The sequence below is a fragment of the Nitrobacter hamburgensis X14 genome (assembly GCF_000013885.1).
In the GTDB taxonomy this organism is placed as follows: domain Bacteria; phylum Pseudomonadota; class Alphaproteobacteria; order Rhizobiales; family Xanthobacteraceae; genus Nitrobacter; species Nitrobacter hamburgensis.
Genome location: NC_007964.1, coordinates 3,982,740 through 4,007,261 on the forward strand (window position 1 = coordinate 3,982,740; position 24,522 = coordinate 4,007,261).

Annotated in this window: 25 protein-coding genes; 13 read left to right on the top strand and 12 right to left on the bottom strand. The window is 63.0% G+C overall.

The window, feature by feature from the left end; translation table 11 throughout:
* The first annotated feature begins 245 nt into the window (after positions 1–245).
* The 4 genes from sdhC to NHAM_RS18565 all read left to right on the top strand — a co-directional run bounded on the left by sdhC (position 246) and on the right by NHAM_RS18565 (position 3,758).
* Positions 246–644 (top strand): succinate dehydrogenase, cytochrome b556 subunit, encoded by a 399-nt coding sequence (gene sdhC, locus NHAM_RS18550; protein WP_011511985.1) that lies wholly within the window; start codon positions 246–248, stop codon positions 642–644.
* A 29-nt stretch (positions 645–673) separates the two neighbouring features.
* Positions 674–1,048, top strand: coding sequence for a succinate dehydrogenase, hydrophobic membrane anchor protein (sdhD, locus tag NHAM_RS18555; RefSeq protein WP_198137052.1), 375 nt, complete (start codon positions 674–676; stop codon positions 1,046–1,048).
* A gap of 3 nt (positions 1,049–1,051) precedes the next feature.
* On the top strand, positions 1,052–2,875 hold the full coding sequence (sdhA, locus tag NHAM_RS18560) for a succinate dehydrogenase flavoprotein subunit (protein WP_011511987.1): 1,824 nt from the start codon (positions 1,052–1,054) through the stop codon (positions 2,873–2,875).
* Positions 2,876–2,975: 100 nt separating this feature from the next.
* Positions 2,976–3,758 carry a succinate dehydrogenase iron-sulfur subunit gene (locus NHAM_RS18565; RefSeq protein WP_011511988.1) on the top strand — a complete coding sequence of 261 codons (783 nt, stop codon included), beginning with the start codon at positions 2,976–2,978 and terminating at the stop codon, positions 3,756–3,758.
* 138 nt (positions 3,759–3,896) lie between these two features.
* Here NHAM_RS18565 and NHAM_RS18570 read toward each other — a convergent pair whose 3' ends face one another.
* Positions 3,897–4,271, bottom strand: a complete 375-nt coding sequence (locus tag NHAM_RS18570; protein ID WP_245270079.1) for a CAP domain-containing protein — start codon at positions 4,269–4,271, stop codon at positions 3,897–3,899.
* A 110-nt stretch (positions 4,272–4,381) separates the two neighbouring features.
* On the opposite strand from NHAM_RS18570, the gene NHAM_RS18575 reads away from it, so the two are divergent.
* Positions 4,382–4,615, top strand: coding sequence for a hypothetical protein (locus NHAM_RS18575; RefSeq protein WP_011511990.1), 234 nt, complete (start codon positions 4,382–4,384; stop codon positions 4,613–4,615).
* 576 nt (positions 4,616–5,191) lie between these two features.
* On the opposite strand, the gene NHAM_RS29080 is transcribed toward NHAM_RS18575, so the two are convergent.
* Entirely contained in the window at positions 5,192–5,425 is a 234-nt protein-coding gene (locus tag NHAM_RS29080) for a hypothetical protein (RefSeq protein ID WP_347336417.1), read from the bottom strand.
* A 173-nt stretch (positions 5,426–5,598) separates the two neighbouring features.
* Here NHAM_RS29080 and NHAM_RS29085 point away from each other — a divergent pair, with 173 nt between their 5' ends.
* On the top strand, positions 5,599–6,867 hold the full coding sequence (locus NHAM_RS29085) for an OmpA family protein (RefSeq protein ID WP_347336418.1): 1,269 nt from the start codon (positions 5,599–5,601) through the stop codon (positions 6,865–6,867).
* A gap of 237 nt (positions 6,868–7,104) precedes the next feature.
* Here the strand turns inward: NHAM_RS29085 and NHAM_RS18585 are convergent, their stop codons facing one another.
* From NHAM_RS18585 to NHAM_RS18620, 7 genes are all read right to left on the bottom strand, one after another.
* Positions 7,105–8,334: an argininosuccinate synthase gene (locus NHAM_RS18585; RefSeq protein WP_011511992.1), complete on the bottom strand. Its 1,230-nt coding sequence runs from the start codon at positions 8,332–8,334 to the stop codon at positions 7,105–7,107.
* A gap of 75 nt (positions 8,335–8,409) precedes the next feature.
* Positions 8,410–9,198: a phosphatase PAP2 family protein gene (locus NHAM_RS18590; RefSeq protein WP_011511993.1), complete on the bottom strand. Its 789-nt coding sequence runs from the start codon at positions 9,196–9,198 to the stop codon at positions 8,410–8,412.
* Between the two features lie 48 nt (positions 9,199–9,246).
* On the bottom strand, positions 9,247–9,723 hold the full coding sequence (locus NHAM_RS18595) for a hypothetical protein (RefSeq protein ID WP_011511994.1): 477 nt from the start codon (positions 9,721–9,723) through the stop codon (positions 9,247–9,249).
* Positions 9,724–9,791: 68 nt separating this feature from the next.
* Positions 9,792–10,985: a 23S rRNA (adenine(2503)-C(2))-methyltransferase RlmN gene (rlmN, locus tag NHAM_RS18600; protein WP_011511995.1), complete on the bottom strand. Its 1,194-nt coding sequence runs from the start codon at positions 10,983–10,985 to the stop codon at positions 9,792–9,794.
* 139 nt (positions 10,986–11,124) lie between these two features.
* Positions 11,125–11,616, bottom strand: a complete 492-nt coding sequence (locus NHAM_RS18605) for an invasion associated locus B family protein (protein WP_245270080.1) — start codon at positions 11,614–11,616, stop codon at positions 11,125–11,127.
* Positions 11,617–12,161: 545 nt separating this feature from the next.
* Positions 12,162–12,539, bottom strand: coding sequence for a YkvA family protein (locus tag NHAM_RS18615; RefSeq protein WP_041359249.1), 378 nt, complete (start codon positions 12,537–12,539; stop codon positions 12,162–12,164).
* Between the two features lie 118 nt (positions 12,540–12,657).
* Positions 12,658–13,011: a 4a-hydroxytetrahydrobiopterin dehydratase gene (locus tag NHAM_RS18620; protein WP_283805353.1), complete on the bottom strand. Its 354-nt coding sequence runs from the start codon at positions 13,009–13,011 to the stop codon at positions 12,658–12,660.
* Between the two features lie 378 nt (positions 13,012–13,389).
* On the opposite strand from NHAM_RS18620, the gene fdxA reads away from it, so the two are divergent.
* Positions 13,390–13,728: a ferredoxin FdxA gene (gene fdxA / locus NHAM_RS18625; protein ID WP_041358361.1), complete on the top strand. Its 339-nt coding sequence runs from the start codon at positions 13,390–13,392 to the stop codon at positions 13,726–13,728.
* Between the two features lie 48 nt (positions 13,729–13,776).
* Positions 13,777–14,151, top strand: coding sequence for a DUF488 domain-containing protein (locus tag NHAM_RS18630; RefSeq protein WP_011512000.1), 375 nt, complete (start codon positions 13,777–13,779; stop codon positions 14,149–14,151).
* Positions 14,152–14,338: 187 nt separating this feature from the next.
* On the opposite strand, the gene htpG is transcribed toward NHAM_RS18630, so the two are convergent.
* On the bottom strand, positions 14,339–16,255 hold the full coding sequence (htpG, locus tag NHAM_RS18635) for a molecular chaperone HtpG (RefSeq protein WP_011512001.1): 1,917 nt from the start codon (positions 16,253–16,255) through the stop codon (positions 14,339–14,341).
* Between the two features lie 454 nt (positions 16,256–16,709).
* On the opposite strand from htpG, the gene NHAM_RS18640 reads away from it, so the two are divergent.
* The 4 genes from NHAM_RS18640 (at position 16,710) to NHAM_RS18655 (ending at position 19,784) form a co-directional block, all read left to right on the top strand.
* Positions 16,710–17,366 carry a PepSY-associated TM helix domain-containing protein gene (locus tag NHAM_RS18640; RefSeq protein WP_347336454.1) on the top strand — a complete coding sequence of 219 codons (657 nt, stop codon included), beginning with the start codon at positions 16,710–16,712 and terminating at the stop codon, positions 17,364–17,366.
* A 10-nt stretch (positions 17,367–17,376) separates the two neighbouring features.
* The gene (locus NHAM_RS18645) at positions 17,377–17,889 is read left to right on the top strand and encodes a DUF2271 domain-containing protein (RefSeq protein ID WP_011512003.1); all 513 of its coding nucleotides are present in this window, start codon (positions 17,377–17,379) and stop codon (positions 17,887–17,889) included.
* Positions 17,890–17,952: 63 nt separating this feature from the next.
* Positions 17,953–18,753: a DUF4198 domain-containing protein gene (locus NHAM_RS18650; protein ID WP_011512004.1), complete on the top strand. Its 801-nt coding sequence runs from the start codon at positions 17,953–17,955 to the stop codon at positions 18,751–18,753.
* 8 nt (positions 18,754–18,761) lie between these two features.
* Positions 18,762–19,784, top strand: a complete 1,023-nt coding sequence (locus NHAM_RS18655) for an FAD:protein FMN transferase (protein WP_011512005.1) — start codon at positions 18,762–18,764, stop codon at positions 19,782–19,784.
* Between the two features lie 49 nt (positions 19,785–19,833).
* On the opposite strand, the gene NHAM_RS18660 is transcribed toward NHAM_RS18655, so the two are convergent.
* Complete coding sequence (locus NHAM_RS18660; RefSeq protein ID WP_011512006.1) at positions 19,834–20,520, bottom strand: Fe2+-dependent dioxygenase; 687 nt, start codon at positions 20,518–20,520, stop codon at positions 19,834–19,836.
* Between the two features lie 84 nt (positions 20,521–20,604).
* On the bottom strand, positions 20,605–23,076 hold the full coding sequence (locus tag NHAM_RS18665) for a TonB-dependent receptor (RefSeq protein WP_245269942.1): 2,472 nt from the start codon (positions 23,074–23,076) through the stop codon (positions 20,605–20,607).
* 343 nt (positions 23,077–23,419) lie between these two features.
* Between NHAM_RS18665 and exbB the strand changes: the two genes are divergently transcribed.
* Positions 23,420–24,520, top strand: coding sequence for a tonB-system energizer ExbB (gene exbB / locus NHAM_RS18670; protein ID WP_011512008.1), 1,101 nt, complete (start codon positions 23,420–23,422; stop codon positions 24,518–24,520).
* Positions 24,521–24,522: the final 2 nt, after the last annotated feature.

Genomic DNA, 24,522 nt, shown 5'->3' on the forward strand with positions numbered 1-24,522 from the left:
CTTTTTCTTCGAGCCGAAGACACGCGTGGCATCCCTGCGCGAGCCATGAATCGTGCTTCAGGCATACCGCCTCCCGGTACATTATGTTAAAGAAATGTGAATGCCGTAGCCCTGAACGGCCATTCTCAAATAGCGATTTGAACGTTGCGCAGGCTATTTCGACTCCATAGATATATGAATAGAATTTGCTTTTCGCGGATCCCAACCGGGCTGGCGCCGCGCGCCCGCAACCAGCGAAGGCATCGATGACTGTCAGGATCGAACGTCCGCTTTCGCCGCACCTACAGATTTACCGCTGGACCCTGACGATGGCATTGTCCGTCGTCCATCGCGCGACCGGCATGGCGCTCTATTTCGGGACGCTGCTGCTGGTCTGGTGGTTGATTGCGGTGTCGTCCGGGCCGGGCGCCTATGCCGCGGTGCAGTCGTTCACCGCGAGCTGGATCGGCCGGCTGATCGCATTCGGATATACGTGGGCGCTGATGCATCACATGCTGAGCGGCGTTCGCCACCTCGTCTGGGACCTCGGTTACGGGTTCAAGCCGGCCGAGCGTGAATGGCTCACTCGGGCAGCGCTGATCGGCGGCATTTTGCTCACGGTGCTGCTGTGGATCGTCGCCTATGCGGTCGGAGGCGGACGATGACCATGGAGCCGCTATCCGGTCCGAAGTCGATGCGGACACCGCTATCGCGGGTTCGTAACCTCGGCGCAGCCCATTCCGGAACCAAGGACTTTTGGCGACAACGTCTGACCGCGGTCGCCATGATCTTGCTCATCGTACCGATGATCGTGGTCATGATGATCCTGCTTGGCCGCAACCAGGCCGGGGCGGCGCAGATTCTCGGCTCGCCGCCGATCGCCATCATCATGCTGCTGTTCGTCGTCGCCAGCATCTGGCATATGAAGATCGGCATGCAGGTGATCATCGAGGACTACGTGCACGACGAGAAAACGAAACTGGCGTCGATCATGGCGAACAACTTCTTCTCCGTCACGTTGGCGCTGGCCGCCGCTTACGCCATCTTCAAACTGTCATCCGGAGTTTAGTTCATGGCCGTAAACGGCAGCGCGGCGGCGGCCGCCAACGGCAAGGCCTATCCCATCGAAGACCATACTTACGACGTCGTCGTCGTCGGCGCCGGCGGGGCCGGCCTGCGGGCCACTGTGGGTTGCGGCAAGGCCGGCCTGCGCACCGCTTGCATCACAAAGGTCTTTCCGACGCGGTCCCATACCGTAGCCGCGCAAGGCGGCATCTCCGCCTCGCTCGGCAACATGCACAAGGACGACTGGCGCTGGCACATGTACGATACCGTCAAGGGATCGGACTGGCTCGGCGATCAGGATTGCATCGAGTACATGGTGCGTAACGCACCGGAGGCAGTCTACGAACTCGAGCACTGGGGCGTGCCGTTCTCGCGCACCGAAGAGGGCAAGATCTACCAGCGCCCGTTCGGCGGCATGACCATCGATTACGGCAAGAGCCAGGCCCAGCGCACCTGCGCCGCCGCCGACCGCACCGGCCACGCCATGCTGCACACGATGTACGGCCAGGCGCTGCGCCACGCCGCCGAATTCTTCATCGAGTTCTTCGCCATCGACCTCATCATGGACGATCAGGGCGTCTGCCGCGGCGTGATCGCGCTGAAGCTCGACGACGGCACGCTGCACCGCTTCCGCGCCCAGACCACCATTCTGGCCACCGGCGGCTACGGGCGCGCCTATGCCTCCTGCACCTCGGCGCACATCTGCACCGGCGACGGCGGCGGCATGGCGCTACGCGCCGGCCTGCCGCTGCAGGACATGGAGTTCGTCCAGTTCCACCCGACCGGCATCTACGGTTCGGGCTGCCTCGTCACCGAAGGCGCGCGCGGTGAAGGCGGCTACCTCGTCAACGCCGAGGGCGAGCGCTTCATGGAACGCTATGCGCCCTCCGCCAAGGACCTCGCCTCGCGCGACGTCGTCTCGCGCGCGATGACGATCGAAATTCGCGAAGGCCGCGGCGTCGGCAAGAAGAAAGACCACATCTTCCTGCACCTCGACCATCTCGACCCGAAAGTGCTGCACGAGCGGCTGCCGGGTATTTCGGAGTCGGTGAAGATCTTCGCCGGCGTCGACGTGACCCGCGAGCCGATCCCGATCTTGCCGACCGTGCACTACAACATGGGCGGCATCCCAACCAACTACCATGGCGAAGTCGTCACCAAAAAGACCGGCGACGACAATGCGCTCGTGCCGGGCCTGATGGCGGTGGGCGAAGCCGCCTGCGTCTCCGTGCACGGAGCCAACCGCCTCGGCTCCAACTCGCTGATCGATCTCGTGGTGTTCGGCCGCGCCGCCGCCCTGCACTGCGCCGAAAAGCTCACCGCCAATGCCAGGCAGCCCGATCTCCCCGCGAACTCCGGCGAGATGGCGCTCAGTCGCCTCGACCGGTTTCGCTACGCCTCCGGCGGTACGCCGACCGCCAGGCTGCGCGAGAGCATGCAACGTGTGATGCAGGCCAACTGCGCGGTTTTCCGCACCCACGACATCCTGACGGAGGGTCAGAAACTGATCCACGAAGTCCATGACGGGATCGCCGACGTCGCCGTGTTCGATCGCTCGCTGGTGTGGAACACGGACCTGATGGAGACGATGGAATACGACAACCTCATCTCCCAGGCGGTGGTGACGATGGATTCCGCCGCCAACCGTACCGAGAGCCGCGGCGCCCATGCGCGCGAGGACTATCCCGATCGCGACGATCAGAACTGGATGAAGCATTCGCTGGCGCGGCTGAGCGATCGCGGCGTCACCACGATCGACTACCGCCCGGTGCACGACTACACCATGACCAACGACGTTCAGTCCATTCCGCCGAAGGCGCGGGTGTATTGAACTGAAACGAAGCACCATCCGCGGGCTTGACCGACCTTCACGAAGCAAATGGACGCCGGGTCAACTCCGGCTATGACGGACAGACAGCAAGGGCAGACCGATGGCTAACTTCGCGCTTCCGAGAAATTCAAAGGCCACCGGCGGCAAGACCTGGCCGAAGCCTGAAGGCGCGACCGAAACGCGCGAATTCAGGGTCTATCGCTGGAACCCCGACGACGACAAGAATCCCAGCATCGATACCTATTATGTCGATGTCAACGAGTGCGGCCCGAGGGTGCTCGACGGCCTGATCTGGATCAAGGACCACATCGACCCGACGCTGACCTTCCGCCGCTCCTGCCGCGAAGGCGTGTGCGGCTCCTGCGCCATGAACATCGATGGCCAGAATACGCTGGCCTGCACCACGTCGATGCACGACTTGGCCGGCGGCGTGGTAAAGATCAATCCGCTGCCGCATCAGCCAGTCGTGAAGGACCTCGTTCCCGACCTGACAAATTTTTACGCGCAATACGCCTCGATCGAGCCGTGGCTGAAGACCACCACGCCGACGCCGCAGAAGGAATGGTTGCAGAGCCACGAGGACCGCGAAAAGCTCGACGGCCTCTACGAGTGCATCCTGTGTGCCTGCTGCTCGACAGCATGCCCGAGCTATTGGTGGAACAGCGATCGCTTCCTCGGCCCCGCCGCGCTGCTGCAGGCGGCGCGATGGGTCACCGATTCGCGCGACGAAGCCACCGGCGAACGTCTCGACTATCTCGAGGATCCGTTCCGGCTCTATCGTTGCCACACCATCCTGAATTGCACCAAGGCCTGTCCGAAAAAACTGAACCCGGCGGAGGCTATTGCCATGCTGAAGCGAAAGCTGGTCGAGCGGCAGGTCTGAGCGCCGGCGCGCATGGCATTTCGCGGTGAAGTGGAAACCGGTTCACCGCAAGGAAATAGGACCGCTCAATAGCTTAAAGCGCCCGTTCTGATTCGGTCAGAACGGTATGCGCGCTGACGGCCGGTGAGCAGGCACGCCTCAATCCGTGATCACCATGGCCCAGAAGCGCCGATAGGGCGATGACGGCTTTGCAACCGACGCGACGCCGACACGCCGCGCGCTCGACATCCGAAGATTGGCGCGATGCCCGCTGCTCGCATCCCATTGCCTGATCGTTTCCGCGCAGGTCGGAAAACCAGCCGCGACATTCTCGGCTGCCAGCCGGCGATGGACGGGCGCGATCCTAACAAAGAAGTTGCCATTCACGTTATGGCTGACCGTTCCCGCCCGCGCCATCGCCGCGGCCTGCTTCCGCGCGATCCGATCGAGCGCCGCATCGGCGCGAACGGCTGACAGCCCATGGGCGCGGCGATAGGCGCTGATCTCGGTGGCGCAGCCGCCGCTCCGGAACATCACGCCATGCGAACCGTTAGCACTGCAAGAGGCACGAACATCAAAAGTCATGGAAATAGCGATCACAGGTTGCTGCAAAGACCTGTCAACTTCGGAAATGGAGACCCGCGATGGGTGATGAACCGACGGAAGTGCCGCCCGTCGAACCGGGCCGTCCGGCGGAGCCGCCGCGCGAAGATCCGCCGGGTCATCCGCAGCCCGGTCCCGATGTGCCACCGCCGATGCACGAGCCGGAATCGCCCGCGCCTCCGCAGGAATTGCCCGGCCAAATGCCGGACGAATTGCCCACACCGAGCCCACCGACTCCGCCCGCGCAGCCCCCTGCGACCGATGTGCTCACATAGCAAAGGCATCTGTACTCACGAGCAAGGCATCGCCTGCGAATGACGCACGATCTGAATGCGCTATGAATGCCGTGCGCATTTCAGCAGCGCGTTCCGAAAATAAAATCCGTCTTCGCTGCCGATCGCTGCCACATTACAGCCTTATCGCTATCCGTTGATCGCGCCCCCGCCACCATCGGCCAGCAGACTTCGCGTTTGTCGCCGAATTTTTTGTTGGGATAATAATTGTCATGACGAACTTTCGCCTGGTGCTGCTGGCCACGTCGGCTCTCACTGTCGCGTCGTTGACGGCGCCGCCGTTGCACGCGCAATCCGCGCCGGTCCAACTCGCGCAGGCTGCGCCATCCACCGAAAAGGCCGCGCCATCCGCCGAAAGCGGAAATGAGACAAAGCGGAAAGAATCGCCGCCGAAAGGTCCTGCTCCGAAAGCTGCACCCGCTCATCCGGCGCCGCCGCCCGGCGCGCCCGAGAGACCCGCTGCTCCCCCGCCTCATGCAGCGCCGCCCCATGCGCCGCCTCCACCGGCTGCCGCACGGCCAGCCGCGCCACCGCCTCCGCATGTGACCCCGCCGACGGCTACTCCACCACGGCCGGCGACACCGCCGCCGCACGCAACGCCTCCCGCTGCTCCGGCCGCGCCGAAAGCCGCGCCCGCGCCAAAACCGGCGACACCTCCGGTGGCCCCGAAACCGCCCGCGCCCCCGACCGCCGCACCGCCGCCATCCCCGTCGAAGGGCACGACACCTCCGCCGCCGGCCGCGACAAAATCAGCCCCGACGACGCCCGCTCCGCAACCACAAACCACGTCACCCTCGACGCCGCCTGCCAACGGGGAGCCGAATGCGACACGTCGCGACGAGCGAGGCCGGAGCGGACCCGGCCGCGAGCATGGCGGGCCTGGAGGTCCCGGTGACCACCGCAAGGGCGCAGCACCCGCGCAAACGACCCCGGCGCCCGGCAGCACGACCCCGGCAGCGCCAGACGTGACCCCGACTTCGCCGCGCGCAACGCCGGCCACGCCTTCCGCACCGGTGGCTTCGCCCGCGGCCACGCCGCCGAGCGGCGCCGCGGCGCCAGCGGCCGCCACCCCACCAACCGGCCCCGCCGGGACCAAAGCGGGTACTCCGCCGTCCACCCCCGGCGGCCAGACCGCGCTGCCACCGGGCGCGCCGGTCTCCCGTCACGGGCCGCCCACCGTCACGACGCCGCTACCGCCGCCGCCGACGAGCGCGCAGGCGCTGAAGCCGATCGCGCCGGACGCAGCACGGCAGGGGCCACGCAACATCGAGGCGTTCCGCTCCGAGCGTCGCCAGACCGAACAGGGCGGCCGCACCATCATCACCGAGCCGGGCCGCGTCATCGTGCGCGATCCGAGCGGCCAGTCGTTCATCCGGCACAATGAAGAAGACCGCTTCCGCTATGGCGCGCGCGACATCCGGCAGGAGCGTGTCGGCAACGACACCCGCACCGTCGTGGTGCGGCCGGACGGCACGCAGATCATCACCGTCAACGATCGCGACGGCCGGATGCTGCGGCGAATCCGCCGCGACCAGCGTGGCCAGGAAGTCGTCATCATCGACAACAGCTATCGCGACGACGATCACCGCCGCGGTGGCCGAGGCGGCTCGATCGCGGCCGGTGTCGCCGCCGGCCTGGTTGCCGGTGCGATCGGCGGCTACTTCGTGACGCTGCCGCCGCCGGTGATCACCATCCCGCGCGACCGCTATATCGTCGAGGCGGAAGATGCGCCGCCGGAAGTTATCTACGACACGCTGATCGCGCCGCCGGTGGAACGGATCGACCGCCGCTATACGCTCGATGAAGTCCGCTACAGCCCGATGGTGCGGGCGCGGATGCCGAGCATCGATCTCGACACCATCACCTTCGCGACCGGATCGTGGGACATCCCGCCCGATCAGGCCGCAAAGCTGCGGGTGATCGCGGACGGCATCAATCGCGCGATCTCGCGCAACCCGAGCGAGGTGTTCCTGATCGAGGGCCACACCGACGCGGTGGGCAACGACGTCGACAACCTGTCGCTGTCGGATCGCCGCGCGCAGTCGGCCGCCGAACTGCTGACGCAGCAATTCCAGGTGCCGCCGGAAAACCTCGTCACCCAGGGCTACGGCGAGCAGAACCTGAAGGTGGAGACCGATGGTCCTTCGCGGGAGAATCGCCGCGTCACGGTGCGTCGCATCACGCCGCTGTTGGACGGTGGTCAGGCGTCGGCGTCTCCGCCGCCGCGTCGCTAGAGCCTTTTCGCTTCTGATGGAATCAGAAGCGAGGCTCTATGATTTTGATTTGAAGCGTTTTCGCTCTAACCGAGAGCAAATATCAAAATGAAAATGGCCGGGAGCAGTCCCGGCCATTTTTGTTTTTGTTGAAACCGCTTTTCACGGTCGTCATACGCGGGCTTGACCCGCGTATCCATCTCCTGTCCTAAACGGATGGATTGCCGGGTCAAGCCCGGCAATGACAACCTCCCAATACTACAACCCCAGCTTCTTCTTGCGCTGGCCGAGCGTGCGCAGCCGCAGCGCGTTGAGCTTGATGAAGCCGGCCGCGTCGCGGTGATCGTAGGCCACGGCCCCTTCCTCGAAGGTGACGAGATCCTGATCGTACAGCGAATATCTGCTGTCGCGGCCGACAAGGATGACATTGCCCTTATAGAGCTTCAGCCGCACCTGGCCGCTGACGTATTGCTGCGAATGATCGATCGCCGCCTGCAGCATCTCGCGTTCCGGCGCGAACCAGAAGCCGTTGTAGATCAGCTCGGCATATTTCGGCATCAGCTCATCCTTCAGATGCGCCGCGCCGCGATCGAGCGTGATCTGCTCGATGCCGCGATGCGCGACAAGAAGGATAGTGCCGCCGGGCGTCTCGTACATGCCGCGCGACTTCATGCCGACGAAACGGTTCTCGACCAGATCGAGCCGGCCGATGCCGTTGGCGCGGCCGAGCTCGTTCAGCTTCGCGAGCAGCGTGGCGGGAGACATCGTCCTGCCGTCGATGGCAACGGCATCGCCCTTCTCGAAATCGATCGTGATGTAGGTCGGCTGATCCGGCGCGGCCTGCGGATCGATGGTGCGCGAATAGACGTAATCCGGCACTTCCTGCGCCGGGTCTTCCAGCACCTTGCCTTCGCTGGAGGCGTGCAGCAGGTTAGCGTCGACCGAGAACGGCGCTTCGCCGCGCTTGTCCTTGGCGATCGGGATCTGATGCTGCTCGGCGAACGCGATCAGCTTCTCGCGCGACTTGAAATCCCACTCGCGCCACGGCGCGATGATGGTGATATCGGGCTTCAGCGCATAGTAACCGAGTTCGAAGCGGACCTGATCGTTACCCTTGCCGGTCGCGCCGTGCGACACCGCATCGGCGCCGACTTTCTCGGCGATCTCGATCTGCTTCTTCGCAATCAGCGGCCGCGCGATCGAGGTGCCGAGCAGATACTGGCCCTCATAGACCGCGTTGGCGCGGAACATCGGGAACACATAGTCGCGGACGAATTCCTCGCGCAGATCCTCGATGAAGATGTTCTCAGGCTTGATACCGAGCAACAACGCCTTCTGGCGCGCCGGCTCCAGTTCCTCGCCCTGACCGAGATCGGCGGTGAAGGTCACGACCTCGGCGCCGTAGGTGGTCTGCAACCATTTCAAGATAATCGAGGTGTCGAGCCCGCCCGAATAGGCAAGCACCACCTTCTCCACCTTCTTGCTCATGAAAATCCTGTGGAATGACGTGAATTCGGCGGGACTATAGGCGGAACCGGACCTCGCGCAAGGTCCCGGAGACGCTCACGCCGGCTTCTTCGGCACGGGTACCGGACCGACATCGCGGCCTAGCCACCGCTGCCGCATCCGATAGCCGGGCCAGGCGAACCGCGTCAACGCGGCATCGATCTCCGCATCGCTCTTCCGCGTCGATGGCCAGCGGTAGATGTAGCCATGAACCAGCCAGATCACCAGAAACGCGACGATTGCGGCCGCCGCCACGTCGGTGAAGAAGTGACCGCCGAACGCCATCCGCAGCACACTGGTGACCGCGCCGAACGTGATCGCGCCCGCATAGGCCAGCGGCCGCCACGCGGGCGGCGTCAGCGCGGCCGGCGCCAGGGTCCAGAACGCGGTGGCGCCCTCGCCGGAGAAGAAGGAACAATTCCGGCCGCATTCGCCGCGCGGATCCCACCACGGCATGAATTTCCATGGGCCGTCGAATTCCGTCACCATCACGGGCCGCGGCCGGGCCCAGAAGCTCTTGAACGTCAGGTTGGTCAGGACCCCGGCGCTGAGCAGCATGGTGATGAGCAGAAACGCGACGGTCCGGCCCGACATCATCAGCGGGCGATCCGGGCGAAACATCTTCACAATCAGCGCGACGATCGCAGGGACCGCGAACGCCCATGCCACCCACATCGCGGCATTGCGCGCAAACGAAGCCAGCGCGTCCGATTTGAGCGGAAAGGTTTTCGTCGCGGGATCGTAGAACAGCGCCGCGAGGCGCAAATCGTATTCGGGGCGAATCCCGAACACGATTCCGATCACGAGCACAAGTCCGAGCGCGATGACTAATCCGGTCCGGTTCATGACGCGCGGTTTAGCCGACGACGACCGCCATGAAAAGGCCGTGCATCTTCAAGTCCGTGCCGGCGGATCGGGGGGCCGCGGGTCGCGTGGACGCTCACGCCACGCCCCGGCATTGCGCCCGGCGATCAGCCAATAGGTGAAGCCCGCGACGACCCCGGCGCCGGTCATGATTTCGAGGTGGCGGCGCACGATGCCTTCGAAATGCATGGTCGCCGGGTCGAACGGGATCAGGCCGAGATAGCAGGCGGCGCCGCAAATCGCGCCGCCTGCAGCGTAAGCCAGCAAGCCGCGGATATAAAAAGCTTCGGTGACGAGGACCACGATCATCGCCGGTAGCAGCGCAAAGCCGCTGACGAAGATGAAGCCGAATCCGAGCACGATGTTGAGCGTATCGGGATCGGGCGGTTCGATTCCGAGATCGCTGAATTCGGGATACAGCAACGCGATGACAACGACCATCCCGGCGACGAAGCAGGCGGCTAGGAGTCCGAACACGATCGCGAACAGCCGGCCGATCAGCGCCATGAGAGACTCAATCGATCCTTGGGCATGATCTTATCCGAAAACCGGTTCCCACTTTTCGGGATCATGCCTCAATCCGTCATCGCCATGGCGCGAAGCGCCTGACGCTCGCGAGCCGACAGCTTTTCGGTTTCGGACTTGAGCTGGCCGCAGGCGGCCAGAATATCGCGGCCGCGCGGCGTGCGCACCGGCGAGGAGTAGCCGGCGTTGAAAACGTATTCGGAAAATTTCTCGATCTGCTCCCAGTCGGAGCATTCATAGCGCGTACCCGGCCACGGATTGAACGGGATCAGATTGATTTTTGCGTGGATGCCCTTGAGCAGCTTCACCAGGAGCTTGGCGTCGTCGAGCGAATCGTTGACGCCCTTCAGCATCACATATTCGAACGTGATCCGTTTGGCGTTGGAGGCTGCGGGATAATCGCGGCACGCCTGCATCAGTTCGGCGATCGGATATTTGCGGTTCAGCGGCACCAGCTCGTTGCGCAACTCGTCGCGCACCGCATGCAGCGAGATCGCCAGCATGACACCAATCTCCTCGCCGGTGCGGACGATGTTCGGCACCACGCCGGACGTCGACAGCGTGATGCGGCGCTTCGAGATGCCGATGCCTTCGTTGTCGGCGACGATCAAAAGCGCGTCGCGAACCGCGTCGAAATTGTAGAGCGGCTCGCCCATCCCCATCATCACGATATTGGTGACGAGGCGATTGCCATGGGGCGTCTCGCGGTCGGCCCAGTCGTTCAGCCGGTCGCGCGCCACCATGATCTGGCCGACGATCTCGCCGGCCGTGAGATTGCGCACCAGGCGCTGAGTGCCGGTGTGGCAGAAGGAACAGTTCAGCGTGCAGCCGACCTGCGAGGAGACGCACAGCGTGCCGCGATCGGTTTCGGGAATGTAGACGCACTCGACTTCATGCGGCTTTTCGAGAGTGTTGCCGCTCGGCAGCCGCAACAGCCATTTGCGTGTTCCGTCGTTGGAAATCTGTTCGGCAACCACTTCGGGCCGATCGACCGTGACGTGCTTCTCAAGCTCGGCGCGCATGTCCTTCGAGACATTGGTCATCTCGCCGACCGTCTTCGCACCGCGGACATACATCCAGTGCCAGAGTTGCTGCACCCGCATCCTGCGCTGCGCCGGCGCCACCCCGATGGCGGCGAGACGCTCGGAAATTTCCGCGCGCGACAGGCCGATCAGCGACGGCTTCGCCGGCGGCACATAGGTTTCGAGCGCGACTTTTTCCAGAGGAGCATCGCCGACCGCCATTCCGCGCGCACCCGGAATGCTCGCGGCGGCGACGGCCTCAGTCGGAATAGTGCTCAAGGTGCGGGACGTTTCACTCATGCCGCATGACATAAGCCTTCCGCGGCCCGCTGGAAAGCCGGCAAATGCTGCGACGTTAACGCTAGCGCCTGCAATCCTGCGCGACCTTGTCCAGCGCCTGGGACAGGCCCTTGAGGGAAAAGACGTCCGTGGTTCGCGTCCCCCTGGACGACATGCCCTTGACGGTCGCATCGGCGGATTTGCGCATGGCATCGATCAGCCGATCTTCCTCGGCGGCATTCTTGATCCAGATGCCGTCACCCTGGGTGTACATCTCGAAGCTCGCGCCGCCGACATCGAGTGTGGCTTCAGAGCCCGGCTTGAGCGGATAGCCGACCGTGACCGACACTTCGTTCGTTACTTTCTCCGCTGGCCGGGTCGAGACGAAGGCGTAGATCGGATCGCGCGGCCGGTTCGGCGGATTGGTTTTCGAGGACGACGGCTTGGCGAGAGCGAAGCAAACCTTCTTGCCGTTCGGCGATGCGGTATAGGCGCCCCACGCACCGAACTGCCCGAGCAGCGTCGGCTCCGAGCTGCCGGATGTCGGCGCACTGAATGCGGGAGCAAGGCCCATTCCGCCTGCAAGCAGACTTCCCACCAGAACTGTCAACAATTGCCGCATGGACATCATCAAATCTCGTCCTTTCATCATTGTGACTGGAAGATGGCTTGATGTGCGCGGATCACACATCATCGGGGAATAACCGGAAATGCCTGATTTGTGAAGGCGGCCCCATCCTTGCGGCTCGCATCACGATTCGCAACCTAGTGGAGTGAATTTGACATTCGCTACGCACCTTGCCGCGGGTCGGTGACGCGAATGTCAAATTCAAAACTCCGCCAGCACTTATATTCGCTAGTGGTCTTTCGATTCTTAACATTGGCAGGAACGCCTGCCGCAGCAGGATGCAAATGTTAGAATCGGACCACTCCGACGGCATCGACCAAAATATTACGCGCGTCCGAGACAGCTACGCCTGCGCCGAAGCCGCGGTCCGCGAGTTGCGGAGGTCGCCGGCGTAATAGCAAAGTGTGGACGGCATAACCGGTCCGAAAGCCGGCGATGGCGTCATGCGGCCATGACGGCGCGTCGATGACCCGCATGTTGCTTTAAGGCACTCACGCCACTTCGTTCTCTATTCCGCGCTTCAACGCCGTGCGCGCAGCCTCGCGATGCTCCGCCGTGATGTGGGCAGCTACGATCCTGATTGCGGTTGCAAGCACGGCGGCATCGTCGGTGAAACCGAGCACCGGCAACATGTCGGGAACAAAGTCGAACGGCAGGATGAAATAGGCGATGGCGCCGAGCAGCGACGCCTGCACATGGCGCGGCGTCTGCTTGTCGAAGGCGCAGTAGTAGGCGGCCAACAGGTCTTCGGCGAACGGCACGTTGGCGACGACGCGCTTCAGCTTGCTCCAGAACCGCCGGCGCACGCTGTCGCGGTCCCGCGCCAGCCGGTCGGCCGGCTCGAATCCCACACTGTGTTCGGAGGCCATATGGTCGGAGGCCATTGTCAGGGTCCCTGAAATGTCATGGCGGCGGATCATCGACGTCGCCGCTCCCCTACCCACGTGGGAACTCTGTTTCCCCGCTGCAAGGCCGGCATCGGCCCGTTCAGGCCACGCCGAACTGCCTTGCGATCGCGTTCATCGCCTCCGCGAGCCTGATATCACGCTCGGTCACGCCGCCGGCGTCGTGGGTCGCGAGCACAACCTCTACCGTTTTATAGACATTGCGCCATTCCGGATGGTGATCGTTCTTTTCGGCGACCAGCGCGACGCGCGCCATGAAGCCAAAAGCCTCGTTGAAATCCCGGAACGTGAAGACGCGCGCGATGGCCTCGCGGCCCGCGACCTCCGACCAACCCGACAACGCCTTGACCGCTGCTTTTCGTGCGTCCTCCGACAGTCGCTCCGCCATATTCGTCTCCTTTATCGATCGGGATCTAGTGTTGGAGATTTGACGCATTTTTTCAGATACAGGGAACTGCCATGCTCAAAAAATCTCTATAAAATATTGATTTTGGACAGGATCGGGGATATAAAGAAGCATCTAGCATGTATCTTATGGAAGGAGCCTGTGACGAGTCCTGCCGCCCGGAATCCTGCCGCGGACACCACCGCAAGGCACCGATCCGGCCCCTGTCTTGTCGATCCCTGGTCCGGGCTGTACCCTGCGTTGTCGTGGCGGTATGGACGACATGATCTTCCTTGCTACGGAGCTTGATCTTCCCAGCCAAGGAGCTTGTTAATACATACGAGAATGGTATTCGCGGGATCGTCGATGCGTTTGCGCCAGGGTTCGCGCCGATCCAGCTCCTGTTCCTGCCCTCGCGGAGTCTTCGAGATGACTTTCGTTGTCACCGAAAATTGTATCAAGTGCAAATACATGGATTGTGTGGAGGTATGTCCCGTCGACTGCTTCTACGAGGGCGACAATATGCTCGTCATCAATCCCGATGAGTGCATCGACTGCGGCGTCTGCGAACCGGAATGTCCGGCCGAGGCGATCTTTGCCGACTCCGAGCCGGGCCTGGAAAACTGGCTCAAGCTGAACGCCGAATATGCTGCGGTTTGGCCGAACATTACCATCAAGCGTGATGCTCCCGCCGACGCGAAAGCTTTCGACGGCGTTGCCGACAAGCTGGAGCAATATTTCTCGGCAAATCCCGGGACAGGCGACTGAGGGAACGCACGCCGCGCCCTCAGCCAGAGCGCTATCAGCGAAGGACCCATGACGCGGCTTGCGGCCAAAAACGTCAACCTGAAGCGAGCCTATGAGCCTCCCGCGGCAGACGACGGCACGCGGATACTGGTTGACCGTCTATGGCCCCGGGGCCTTCGCAAGGCGGACGCCGCTATCGATCAGTGGATGAAAGACATCGCCCCCAGCACCGGCCTGCGCAAGTGGTTCGGGCATGATCCCGCCCGCTGGCAGGAGTTTCGACAGCGATACACAGATGAGATCCACGGGCACCCGGAACAGCTAGACGAACTGCGCAGCCGCGCCCGGTCGGGCCGAATAACGCTCGTCTTCTCGGCCCATGATGAAGCACACAACGATGCGGTCGTCTTGAGAGATGTCCTTCTGGGTCGAATCGGCGTGTGATCTCCCCCTTCCGCCTCTACCTCGTCGGGATCAGGTCGACGTTCGCTACCCGGCCGCGCGTTCGCAGCACGAGTGACCGCGCCAGCACGGGGAGATCAAGACCATCGTTTGGGCCGCCGGCTATCGTCCTGATTACTCGTGGCTCGAGTTGCCGGTGCTGGATCGCAAAGGCGCGATCCACCACGCGCTACGCCGTCGAGCCGCGCAGTCCCCGCTCGACGATGCGGGCAAGACGCCTGGAAAACTCAAGCGCGTCGCTGGGGCGATCGCCATCGAGAACACGCGCGTCATCGAGCAGCATTCGTGCCGTGTCCTCCTTGAACGCGCGATCGCCATCCCCGAGCGCCGCCAGCGAAGCGATCAGCGGATGCCTCGGGTTCACCTCGAGAACCGGCTTGGATGCGCCGGTCAACTGTCCGACGCCAACGAGAATTTTTTCCAGTTGCCGATCAGGCCCCGACTCGGCCGCTATGAGGCAAACGGGGCTATCGGTGAGCCGCTCGGACGAGCGCACGTCGGACACCAGGTCCGCGAGCGTCGTCTTGAGAAAGGCGAGGAACTCGGTAACGCTCGCGCTGACCTCCTGCAGGGTTTCGGCGCTGGCGTCGACGCGCGGGATCGCCGCCAGATCCGTATCACCCTGCGTTACGGACTTGAACGGCTTCCCCTCGAAGCTCGGCGCGGACGTGACCCAGAAGCTGTCGACCGGATCGGACAGCAGCAGGACCTCCACGCCGCGGGCACGGAAACCCTCCAGATGGGGCGAGGCTTCGAGACGCGCGGCGTCCTGCCCGGCGAGATAGTAGATCGAGGTCTGATTGTCCTTCAGGGCGCCGACATAGTCCTTGAGGCTTCGCAACGATCCCGCCGTGGTCCTGAACCGGCAAAGCGAGAGAATGGCGTCGCGCCGGTCGGCGGCATCGTAGATGCCTTCCTTGAACATCGGGCCGAAGGCCTCCCAGACTTTTCCGTAAGCCTGCGCGTCTTTCTCGGCGAGCTTCTCGAGCTCGCTGAGGACACGGCCGGTGATACTCTTCTTGATCGCGGCCAGGATCGGGCTTTCCTGAATCATTTCGCGCGAGATATTGAGCGGAAGATCCGCCGAGTCGACGACGCCGCGCACGAACCGCAGATAGCGGGGCAGCAGATCGGCATCGTCAGTAATAAAGACGCGTTTCACGTATAGCTTGATCGGTCCCTTGCGATCGGTCTCAAACAGATCGAAAGACCGGGTCTGCGGCACGAACAGCAGCGCCGTGAACTCCTGCCGCCCTTCGGCGCGGAAATGCACCGTCAGCGCCGGCTCATCGAAATGGCCGGCAACGCTGCGATAGAAATCAACGTATTCGGACGTGCCTATCTCGCCACGTGGCTTGGTCCACAGCGCCGCGCCATCGGCAATCTCGGTCGGGGCGGCTCCGGGCTGCTCGACAAGTACGATCGGGACTGGCACATGGCCCGATTGCTCCCTGACGATCTGTTCAAGCTTGAGCCGATCGGTATATCCCTTGGCATCTTCCGTAAGATGAAGCATCACGCGGGTGCCTCTCGCAGGAGCTTCGCTCTCATCCGCAGGCGTGACCGTGAACGTCCCCTTCCCGTCCGAAGACCAGCGCCAGGCTTCGCCTGCGCCCGCGCGGCGCGAGATCACATCGACCTGATCCGCCACCATGAAGGCCGAGTAGAAACCGACCCCGAACTGACCGATCACAGTCACGCCGTCGCCGGCTTCGGCGGACTTCGCCTGTTCGACCTTGGCCTGCTCGATGAAAGCCTTGGTGCCCGACCGGGCGATCGTGCCCAGCGCGTCGACCATCTCATCCCGGCTCATGCCGATGCCGTTGTCATCGACCGTCAGTTGCCGGCGTTCCGCATCGATGGTTATGGCAATCTGCGGCCTGGCATCGTCCGCCAGCAATGCGGGATCGCTGATCGCGTCATAACGCAGCCGCTCGCAGGCATCGGCTGCGTTCGAAATCAGCTCCCGCAAAAACACGTCCTTATCGGAATAGACCGAGTGCACCATCATCTGGAGCAGCTTGGCGACATCCGCTTCAAACACCCGGCTTTCGGCCGCGCCGTCACTGTCGATTGTCGAGGTCATAGTCGCATTACCCTTGATCATTTGGCGCAAGACTCAGCATCAGGTGATATAGAAAATAAGCGACCGGCATGCCAGTGCGCCGACCGCGCCTCCCGCCTCTCGGTCCGCCAGCCAAACGCAGGGGCGTGAACCCGATCCGACCACTCTCGCCGATCGTGAAGAACTCCTGTCGACAGCAGCATCAACGCCACACGAGCGGCAGACACAATGGTCAGGAGCAACCGCTCCGCGTTCTTATGCCGCATCTATCGTATCGCCGTGCCCGCAGGCAACGGTCCGTCTGGGAACTCATACGCCGTCAGCAGCAGAACAGCACGGGGTCAGTTTAGAGCGAACCTAATCTCGTCCTGTAGTAAAGCGAGGTCGGCTTCGGTAAACAATTGGCGCTGATCTGACGGGCATTCACACCTCCTCGATTTGTAAGATCTGGCAACAGCGGCGGGACGAATGGACAATTCCGGATTGGTTAATGGTCGACGGCGATGAACTCTGGCAGCGAAAGAAGCGTCGCGCTTTCGTTATCAACCAGCTTTATCAATGGCACTGGATCACCTCCGGGCTCTGCCTGATCGGCATGTTGTTGTTCGCCGTCACCGGAATCACGCTGAACAATTCCGGGAAAATCGAAGCCAAGCCGACGGTCGTGATGCGCGAGGGGCAATTGCCACAGGCGCTGATCGCCGACCTCAAGCCTGAGCCCGGCGCAGCCAAGGCGGCTTTGTCGCCGGGCATCACCGGGTGGCTGCAACGCGAGATCGGCGCCGATACCGCCGACCGCGACACCGAATGGTCGGATCAGGAGGTCTATGTGGCCCTGCCCCGGCCCGGCGGCGACGCATGGCTCAGCATCCAGCGCGACAGCGGCGCGGTGTCCTATGAAGTCACGGACCGCGGCTGGATCGCCTATCTCAACGATCTCCATAAGGGCCGTCATGCCGGCAAGGCGTGGAGCTGGTTCCTCGACGTGTTCGCGGCCGCTGCGATCATCTTCTGTGTCACCGGCCTGCTGCTTCTGCAGCTTCATTCCAAGCGGCGCCCGGCCACATGGCCCGTCGTCGGCATGGGGCTGGTTATCCCGATGCTGCTCGCTGTTCTCCTCATTCATAGCTAGAAGGTCAACAATGCGCCTCCTGATTTCCGCCGCACTCACCACGCTCGCCGCAGGCCCGTCGCTGGCCTCCGAAGCCACGATCAGCATCGATATTCCGCAGCTCAACGTCGTCGAGTACCACAAGCCCTACGTCGCGATGTGGGTCGAGGCGGCCGACGGCGGCAAGGTCACCAACCTCGCCGTTTGGTACGAGGTCAACAACAAGAAGAACGAGGGCGCGAAATGGCTCAAGGACATGCGGCAATGGTGGCGCCGCGCCGGCCGCGAGCTGACGATGCCGGTCGATGGATTGTCGAGCCCCACCCGCGCGCCCGGTACCCATCAGATCAAGTTCGATAGCGCCGACAAACCGCTCGATGGGCTGACCCCGGGCAGCTACCAGCTTGTCATCGAGGCCGCTCGCGAAGTCGGCGGTCGGGAGTTGCTGAAAATCCCGTTCGAATGGCCGCCGAAAGCTCCCGCAACCGGCGAAGCCAAGGGCGAACGCGAGCTTGGCGCGGTCACATTGAAATTGACCCCCTAATCCACGCCCCCGACTACGCCGCGTACTTTGTCGCCCCACAGCTTTCATGGAAAGGATTTCGCCATGACCAACCATCTCAAGCTCACGTTGATCGCAGCCGCGGTTTCGCTGCTTGCCCTGCCGGCGCAGGCTCACCGCGCCTGGCTGCTGCCATCGGCCACCGTATTGTCCGGCTCGGACGTCTGGGTCACGGTTGATGCTGCCGTCTCCAACGACCTGTTCTACTTCGAGCATAACCCGTTGCAACTCGACAACCTGTCGGTCGAGGGACCCGACGGCAAGGCCGTCGCGCCGGAGAACCTGGCAAAGGGCCGCTTTCGCAGCACCTTCGATTTCAAACTGACGCAGCCGGGCACCTACAAACTGACGGTGGCCAATCAGGGCCTGTTCGCCAACTACAAACTGGATGGCCAGAAAAAGCGCTGGCGTGGCAAGGCCGAGGAACTCGCAACGGCTATCCCCGCCAAAGCAACTGACGTGAAGGTCACGGAAAACCGCAGCCGGATCGAATCCTTCGTCACATCGGGCAAGCCTTCGGTTGACACGCTGAAACCGACCGGCGTCGGGCTTGAAATGGTTCCGGTAACCCACCCGAACAATCTGGTCGTTGGTGAGAAGGCAACGTTCCGCCTGGTGCTGGACGGACAACCCGCCAGCGGCGTCGCGGTCGAGATCGTCCCGGGTGGAATCCGCTATCGCGACAAGCTGAACGACAGCAAGGTCACCACCGACGACTCCGGCACCTTCAGCGTCACATGGCCGGGACCCGGATTCTACTGGATGAGCGCATCGGTGCGCGACGACAAGAGCAAGAGGCAGCGCCGTAGCACTTACACCACCACGGTCGAAGTGCTGCCGCAGTAAAAACGCCGATGACGGCGTCAGCCTTCCGGCGCGTGGCGATCCCGGCAATGCCGGCGACGCCGCTCGCCGTTCCGGCGGGCGGTCGCATTCGCGAAATCTCCGGCGCGACCATGGGCACCACATGGTCGGTCAAGTTCGTCGGTTCGTCCGCCAGCCTGCAAACGCTACACCGGATGATTCCCCTCGCGCTCGCTCGCGTGATCGCGCAGATGAGCCCGTGGGAAGGCCAATCCGACATCAGCCGGTTCAACCGGTTGCCGCCGAACCAATGGCAGGAGTTGCCGCGGGAGCTCGGTCGGGTGATGGAGAGCGCGCTGCGCATCGCGCGGGAATCCGGCGGCGCCTACGATCCGACCATGGGAGCGTTGGTCGACCTCTGGGGTTTTGGCCCGAGTGGACCTCGCAGAGCACCGCCGCCGCCGGATGAGATCGCTCGATGTCACCAGGCTTGCGGATGGCGACAACTCGACCTCGACACCGGCGCCCGCCGCCTGCGCCGGCACAATTGCGGGCCAATCGATCTCTGCGGCATCGCCAAGGGCTTTGCCGTCGATCTGGTGGCGGAAACGTTGTTCGAGCTTGGCATTCACCACGCGCTGGTGGAGATCGGCGGCGAATTGCGGGGGCACGGGGTCAAGCCCGATGGCAGCCCGTGGTGGGTCGAGATCGACCGGCCCGCCCAGGCAGCGGCCGGCGTCGCCGCCGAGCCGATGCTGGTGGCATTGCACGACCTCGCGATCGCAACATCCGGCTGCGAACGCGGCTTCACGCGCGGCGCGCAGCACTTCTCCCACACCCTGGATCCGCGAACCGGATGGCCGATCGCCAACGGCATGGTCACCGCGACCGTCCTGCATCGCTCCTGCATGGAAGCCGATGCGTACGCGACAGCGCTGATGGTGCTGGGGCCGGACGCCGGAGCCGATTTCGCCGCCAGACACCAGCTCGCGGCAATTATTCGCTTCTCGGGCAACGATGACGCTATCATCGCTGAACGGACCACGCCGATGCTCGATCAGATGCTGTCGTAACCCGGACGCTTTAACGTCGCGGAAGTTGCGCGCCCGTTCCGTGAACGGGTCAGCTCTGCGCCCATTGCCGCAGCAGGTTATGATACAGCGAGGTCAACGACACCACGGACGGGTGCTCGGGATGGTCGGCGTTGAGACGAATGATCGACATGTCCAGGTCGAACATCATGGCACGCCGTATAACATCACTGATCATGCTCTCGGTCCAGAAGAAAGAAGCGATACGCGAGCCGCGCGTGACTTTGGTGACGTGGTGAACGCTGGTGCCGGGATAGACGATCATATCGCCGGCCGGCAGCTTCACGGAATGCGCGCCGTAGGTATCCTCGATCACCAGTTCGCCTCCGTCGTATTCCTCGGGCGACGACAGGAACAACGTCGAGGACACGTCGGTCCGCACCCGCATCCCGGTCCCGGGAACAGTGCGGATGGCGTTGTCGACGTGCGAGCCGAAATTCATCTCGCCATCGGCGTCGTAGCGATTGAACAGCGGCGGGAAGATCGTCTTCGGCAATACCGCCGACACGAATAGCGGATTCCGGTTGAGCGCCGCGAGCACCATGTCGCCGAGTTCACGGGCTTCCGGCGTTCCCTCGGGCAATTGCAGGTTGCGCTTGACCTGCGCCGATTGATGCCCGGCCGTAACGCGCCCATCCACCCAAGCGGTGCGCGCCATCACCTCGCGGCAATGCTGGACCTGCTCCGGCGTCAGGACATTCGGAATTCGCACCAGCACCAGGATGTCCTTTCAGATAAAGAGCCGGCGCCTCGCGACGCCGGCTCCGATATTGTCACTTCTGCGATCAAAAAAGCGCGCCGGTTACTTGCTCACGTAGCGCGCAGCCTTCACCGGATAATCGGCGACCGGCGGCGGCGGCGTAAAGTGATAGCGGTAGGTCAGCATCGCGGTTCGTCCGGCAGCCGGAACGGCGTGGCCCTGGTAGTATTGGCCGTAGTACAGCTCGTCCGTCACGTTGTAGACGTTGAGCTGCAGCAGCGAATCCCTGGTGACCTTGTAGCTCGTCATGAGATCGAGCTTCCAGTATTCCGGCACATAAGAGGTGTTCGTCGGATTGACGAAAGTACGTGCTGCATAAGTCACACCGCCGCCAACGGTCCACTGCGGCGTGAAGTCGTAGGTCGACCACAGCGAGAAGTTATGCGGCGGCGTGTTGGGCAGCTGGCGGCCCAACTGCGAAAGATCAGTCGTGTTGACGATCTTGGAGTCGAGATAGCTGTAGCCCGCGAACAGGCCCCACTGATCGGTGAGCTTGCCTGCGGCACTCACCTCGACACCGTCCACGCGCGCAAGGCCGCCAAGCACCAGCGCGAGGTTTCCGGCGATCGGATCGATCGGAATACGCAGATTGGTCTTTTCGATCCGGAACACCGCGCCGCTCAGCGTCAGCTTGCCGTTAAGCACATCCGCCTTGGCGCCGACTTCGATCGTCGTGTTGCGCTCAGGAGCCAGCAAGGGGTTCGCCGCGTTGTTGTCGCGGGCGTCGAGCGTCTGGAATTCAGCCGCAGGATTGTACGACACGCCATAGGCAGCATAGAGGCTCGATTTCGACGTCGGATGGAAGACCCCGCCGACGCGCCAGCTAACCATATCGTCGGTCCGGCCAAGCTGCTCGCTTCCGGGCGCCAACGCGAAATTGGTGTATTTCGAACGGAAGTTGTCGTAACGGATCGACCCGAGTAGCTCGAAGTATTTGTTGAGCTTGACCTGATCGAAGCCGTAGACCGCGTAGTTGGTCGACACCGTCGAATTCGGCAAGCCGAACCCGGTATTCGGCCCGCCAAAGGATGTATCGACGGGAGCAAAGGCGCTGGTTCGGCACGCCAGATCGCCTGGCACGCAGTAATTAGCGCGTATCTGATCGCGGGTTTCGCGCGCGGCTTCGGCGCCCACCGCGAACGTATGCTCCCAGCCGCCGGTCCAGAACTTGCCGGTCAGGTCGGTCTGGTTGATGAGCAGCGTGTTGTTGGTCACCGTCTCGAAGTGCTGCCGCCCCATCGTCATCAGTTCAACTGGATAGCCCGGCGTGATGGCCGTGGCGTTGTCGGCCTGCAATTCGCCGCGCGGGGCTGTCGGCCGCGCCATGCGGTTGACACTGACGTATCGCGTCCCGTTCGAAATCTTCAAATTGTCGTTGAAATCATGTTCGAAACGAGCTGTCGCGATGTGGGTGTCGGTGAGTTGGCGGTCAGCCAGCGGCCCACCCACCACGCCGTACCAGACATGGCGGGGGACCGGCATCGGCGGGGTCGCCGCACCGTTGCCGAAGTAACCGGGGGTGGCCAGCGCGCCGGTCGTTTGGCTGTAGGTCGGCGCCGGCAGATAGCGGTGCCCGTAATCCGGCACGCTGTCCTCGCCCTGATAGACGTAGCTGAAGATCCCGCGGGTATCCTCCGAGAACTCCGCCTTGACCGACGGAGCGACGCCCCAGCGCTTTGCGAAAATGTGATCGCGACCGGCGGTGGGAATATCCTGATACATCGCCGCGAGGCGGCCGGACAAATTCCCTTGTTTGCCATCGGCATCGACCTCGGCGCGATAACCGCCACTGGTGACGCCGCTGACGGTGCCATCGACGAAGTTGGTGGCTTGCGGCAACTTCGAGACGGTGTTGATCGCGCCGCCGGTCGAACCGCGGCCGAAGGCAAATCCCGACGGCCCCTTGTACACTTCGACGCGGTCGGCGCTGAACAGGTCACGCGTGTACCAGCCCGGATCGCGGATGCCGTCGCGGAACATGTCGCCCCGCGCCGCAAAACCGCGGACGATCGGGCTGTCGCCCTGCTGGCCGCCCTCGCCGGCGCTGAAGGTGATGCCCGGCACCGTCCGCAGCGCATCTTCCATGCTAAGGAGACGCTGCTCCTGGAGTACCTGCTGCGTCACCACGTTGACGGTTTGCGGCGTATCGGCGAGCGAGGTTGGAAGGCGGGAAATCCCGGCCTGCGCCGGGGCCTGATAGCCGGTGACCCCATGCCCGTCGCCGACGATAGGATTGACCTGGACGTTGCTCGGCGCGGCAACAAACGGCACCGGCGCGGCCCGTACCGGCGCACGGTGTACGGTTCTTTTCTTGGCCTGCCGCTTCGGCGCCGTAACGCGAACCTGCGGAAGATCTTCAGCGCTGGACGCCGGCTGGGCGTCGGCGGAATCGGGGATCAGCATCACCGCGGCAACGCCGATCATCGCCTTGCCCCAGCCGATGACTGATGAATGTCCTGCCGCTCCGTTGCCGCTTCTCGTATCGCTCGCGTGATCCGCCGATAACATGCCCATCGCCCCATCCATGATTGCTGACATCGCGGAAACAAATCGGTAACCGCGACATGTCGGTCGTCATTAACTAAAAACTTTTTGTGAGCAACATATCGGCGTCGCAATTCGACGCAGTTTACAGAGGTTCTAGCTCGCGCCCTTTCGATGAAGCGTCAATGAGCGCGGCGCGCGACAGCACATCCACCATGGCGGCGAATGAACTGCGTCATCGCGCCGCATGTTTTAAAGAGATTCTAAAACTTCGGCCGGTTTGCCTGTTTGATTTGGAAAGCACAGACGCTAGACCGAACGCAGATACCTGCGCATCTGGTTTTCGGCTCGCTCGGACAGTGCAGACCGGCGCATGATTATAGAGTTCACCACCATGAAGCTGTCTCTGAATCTCTTCCGAACGACGGGACGCAATAACCGAACGCGAGCCGCAAAAGCTTCAGCGATCGCGCTTGCATCTCTTTTGATGTTGTCGTCCGCACCGCACACCGTTCACGCCCAGTCCTTGACGCGATCCGGCGTCTCCGAGACAAACTCTTCCACGCAAGCTCCTCCGACGGTCACGCAGTCAACGCCTCCCGTGACGCAGACAGCGCAACCTGCATCTCAGCAGCCCGCGTCTCACTCCCCGTCTCAGGTGTCGCCTGACGCCAATACCCCGTCGCCCGCCGAGCAGCAGGCCACGCCACCAGCGGCGCCGGTCGAACAGCAAACCCCGCTCGCAACAGAACTCGCCGAGGCGCCTGAATCGAGTCCGATCCTGCCGCACGAACTGACGCCCATCGGTATGTTCATGGCCGCCGACTACATCGTGAAATCGGTGATGATCGGCCTGGCCCTTGCTTCGGTCATGACCTGGTCGGTATGGCTCGCCAAAACGATCGAGTTGCTCAGTGCGCGGAGCAAACTCTTGCGGGATCTCCGCAGCGTGGAAGGCGTACGCTCCCTCGAAGAGGCGAACAATACATTGCAGCGCGCCGGCAGCGACATCGCGATCCTGACCCACGCCGCGCGCGACGAGATTCGCCGTTCGCAAGACGCCATGAACCATGACGGCATTAAAGAACGGGTCGCTTCGCTGTTCAGCCGTATCGAGGCGGCCGCGGCGCGGCGCATGACCCGCGGAACAAGCATTCTGGCCACCATCGGATCGACCGCGCCGTTTGTCGGGCTGTTCGGCACGGTCTGGGGCATCATGAACGCCTTCATCGGCATTTCGAAATCGCAAACCACCAATCTTGCCGTCGTCGCGCCGGGCATTGCCGAGGCCTTGCTGGCGACAGCGATGGGACTGGTCGCGGCGATTCCGGCGGTGATGATCTACAACATGTTTTCGCGCTCCATCACCGGCTATCGCGGCTTGCTGGGAGACGGCTCGGCGGAGTTGATGCGCATGGTGAGCAGGGATCTCAACCGGGCGGAGATGGTTCCTCATCAGCGGGCCGCGGAGTAACA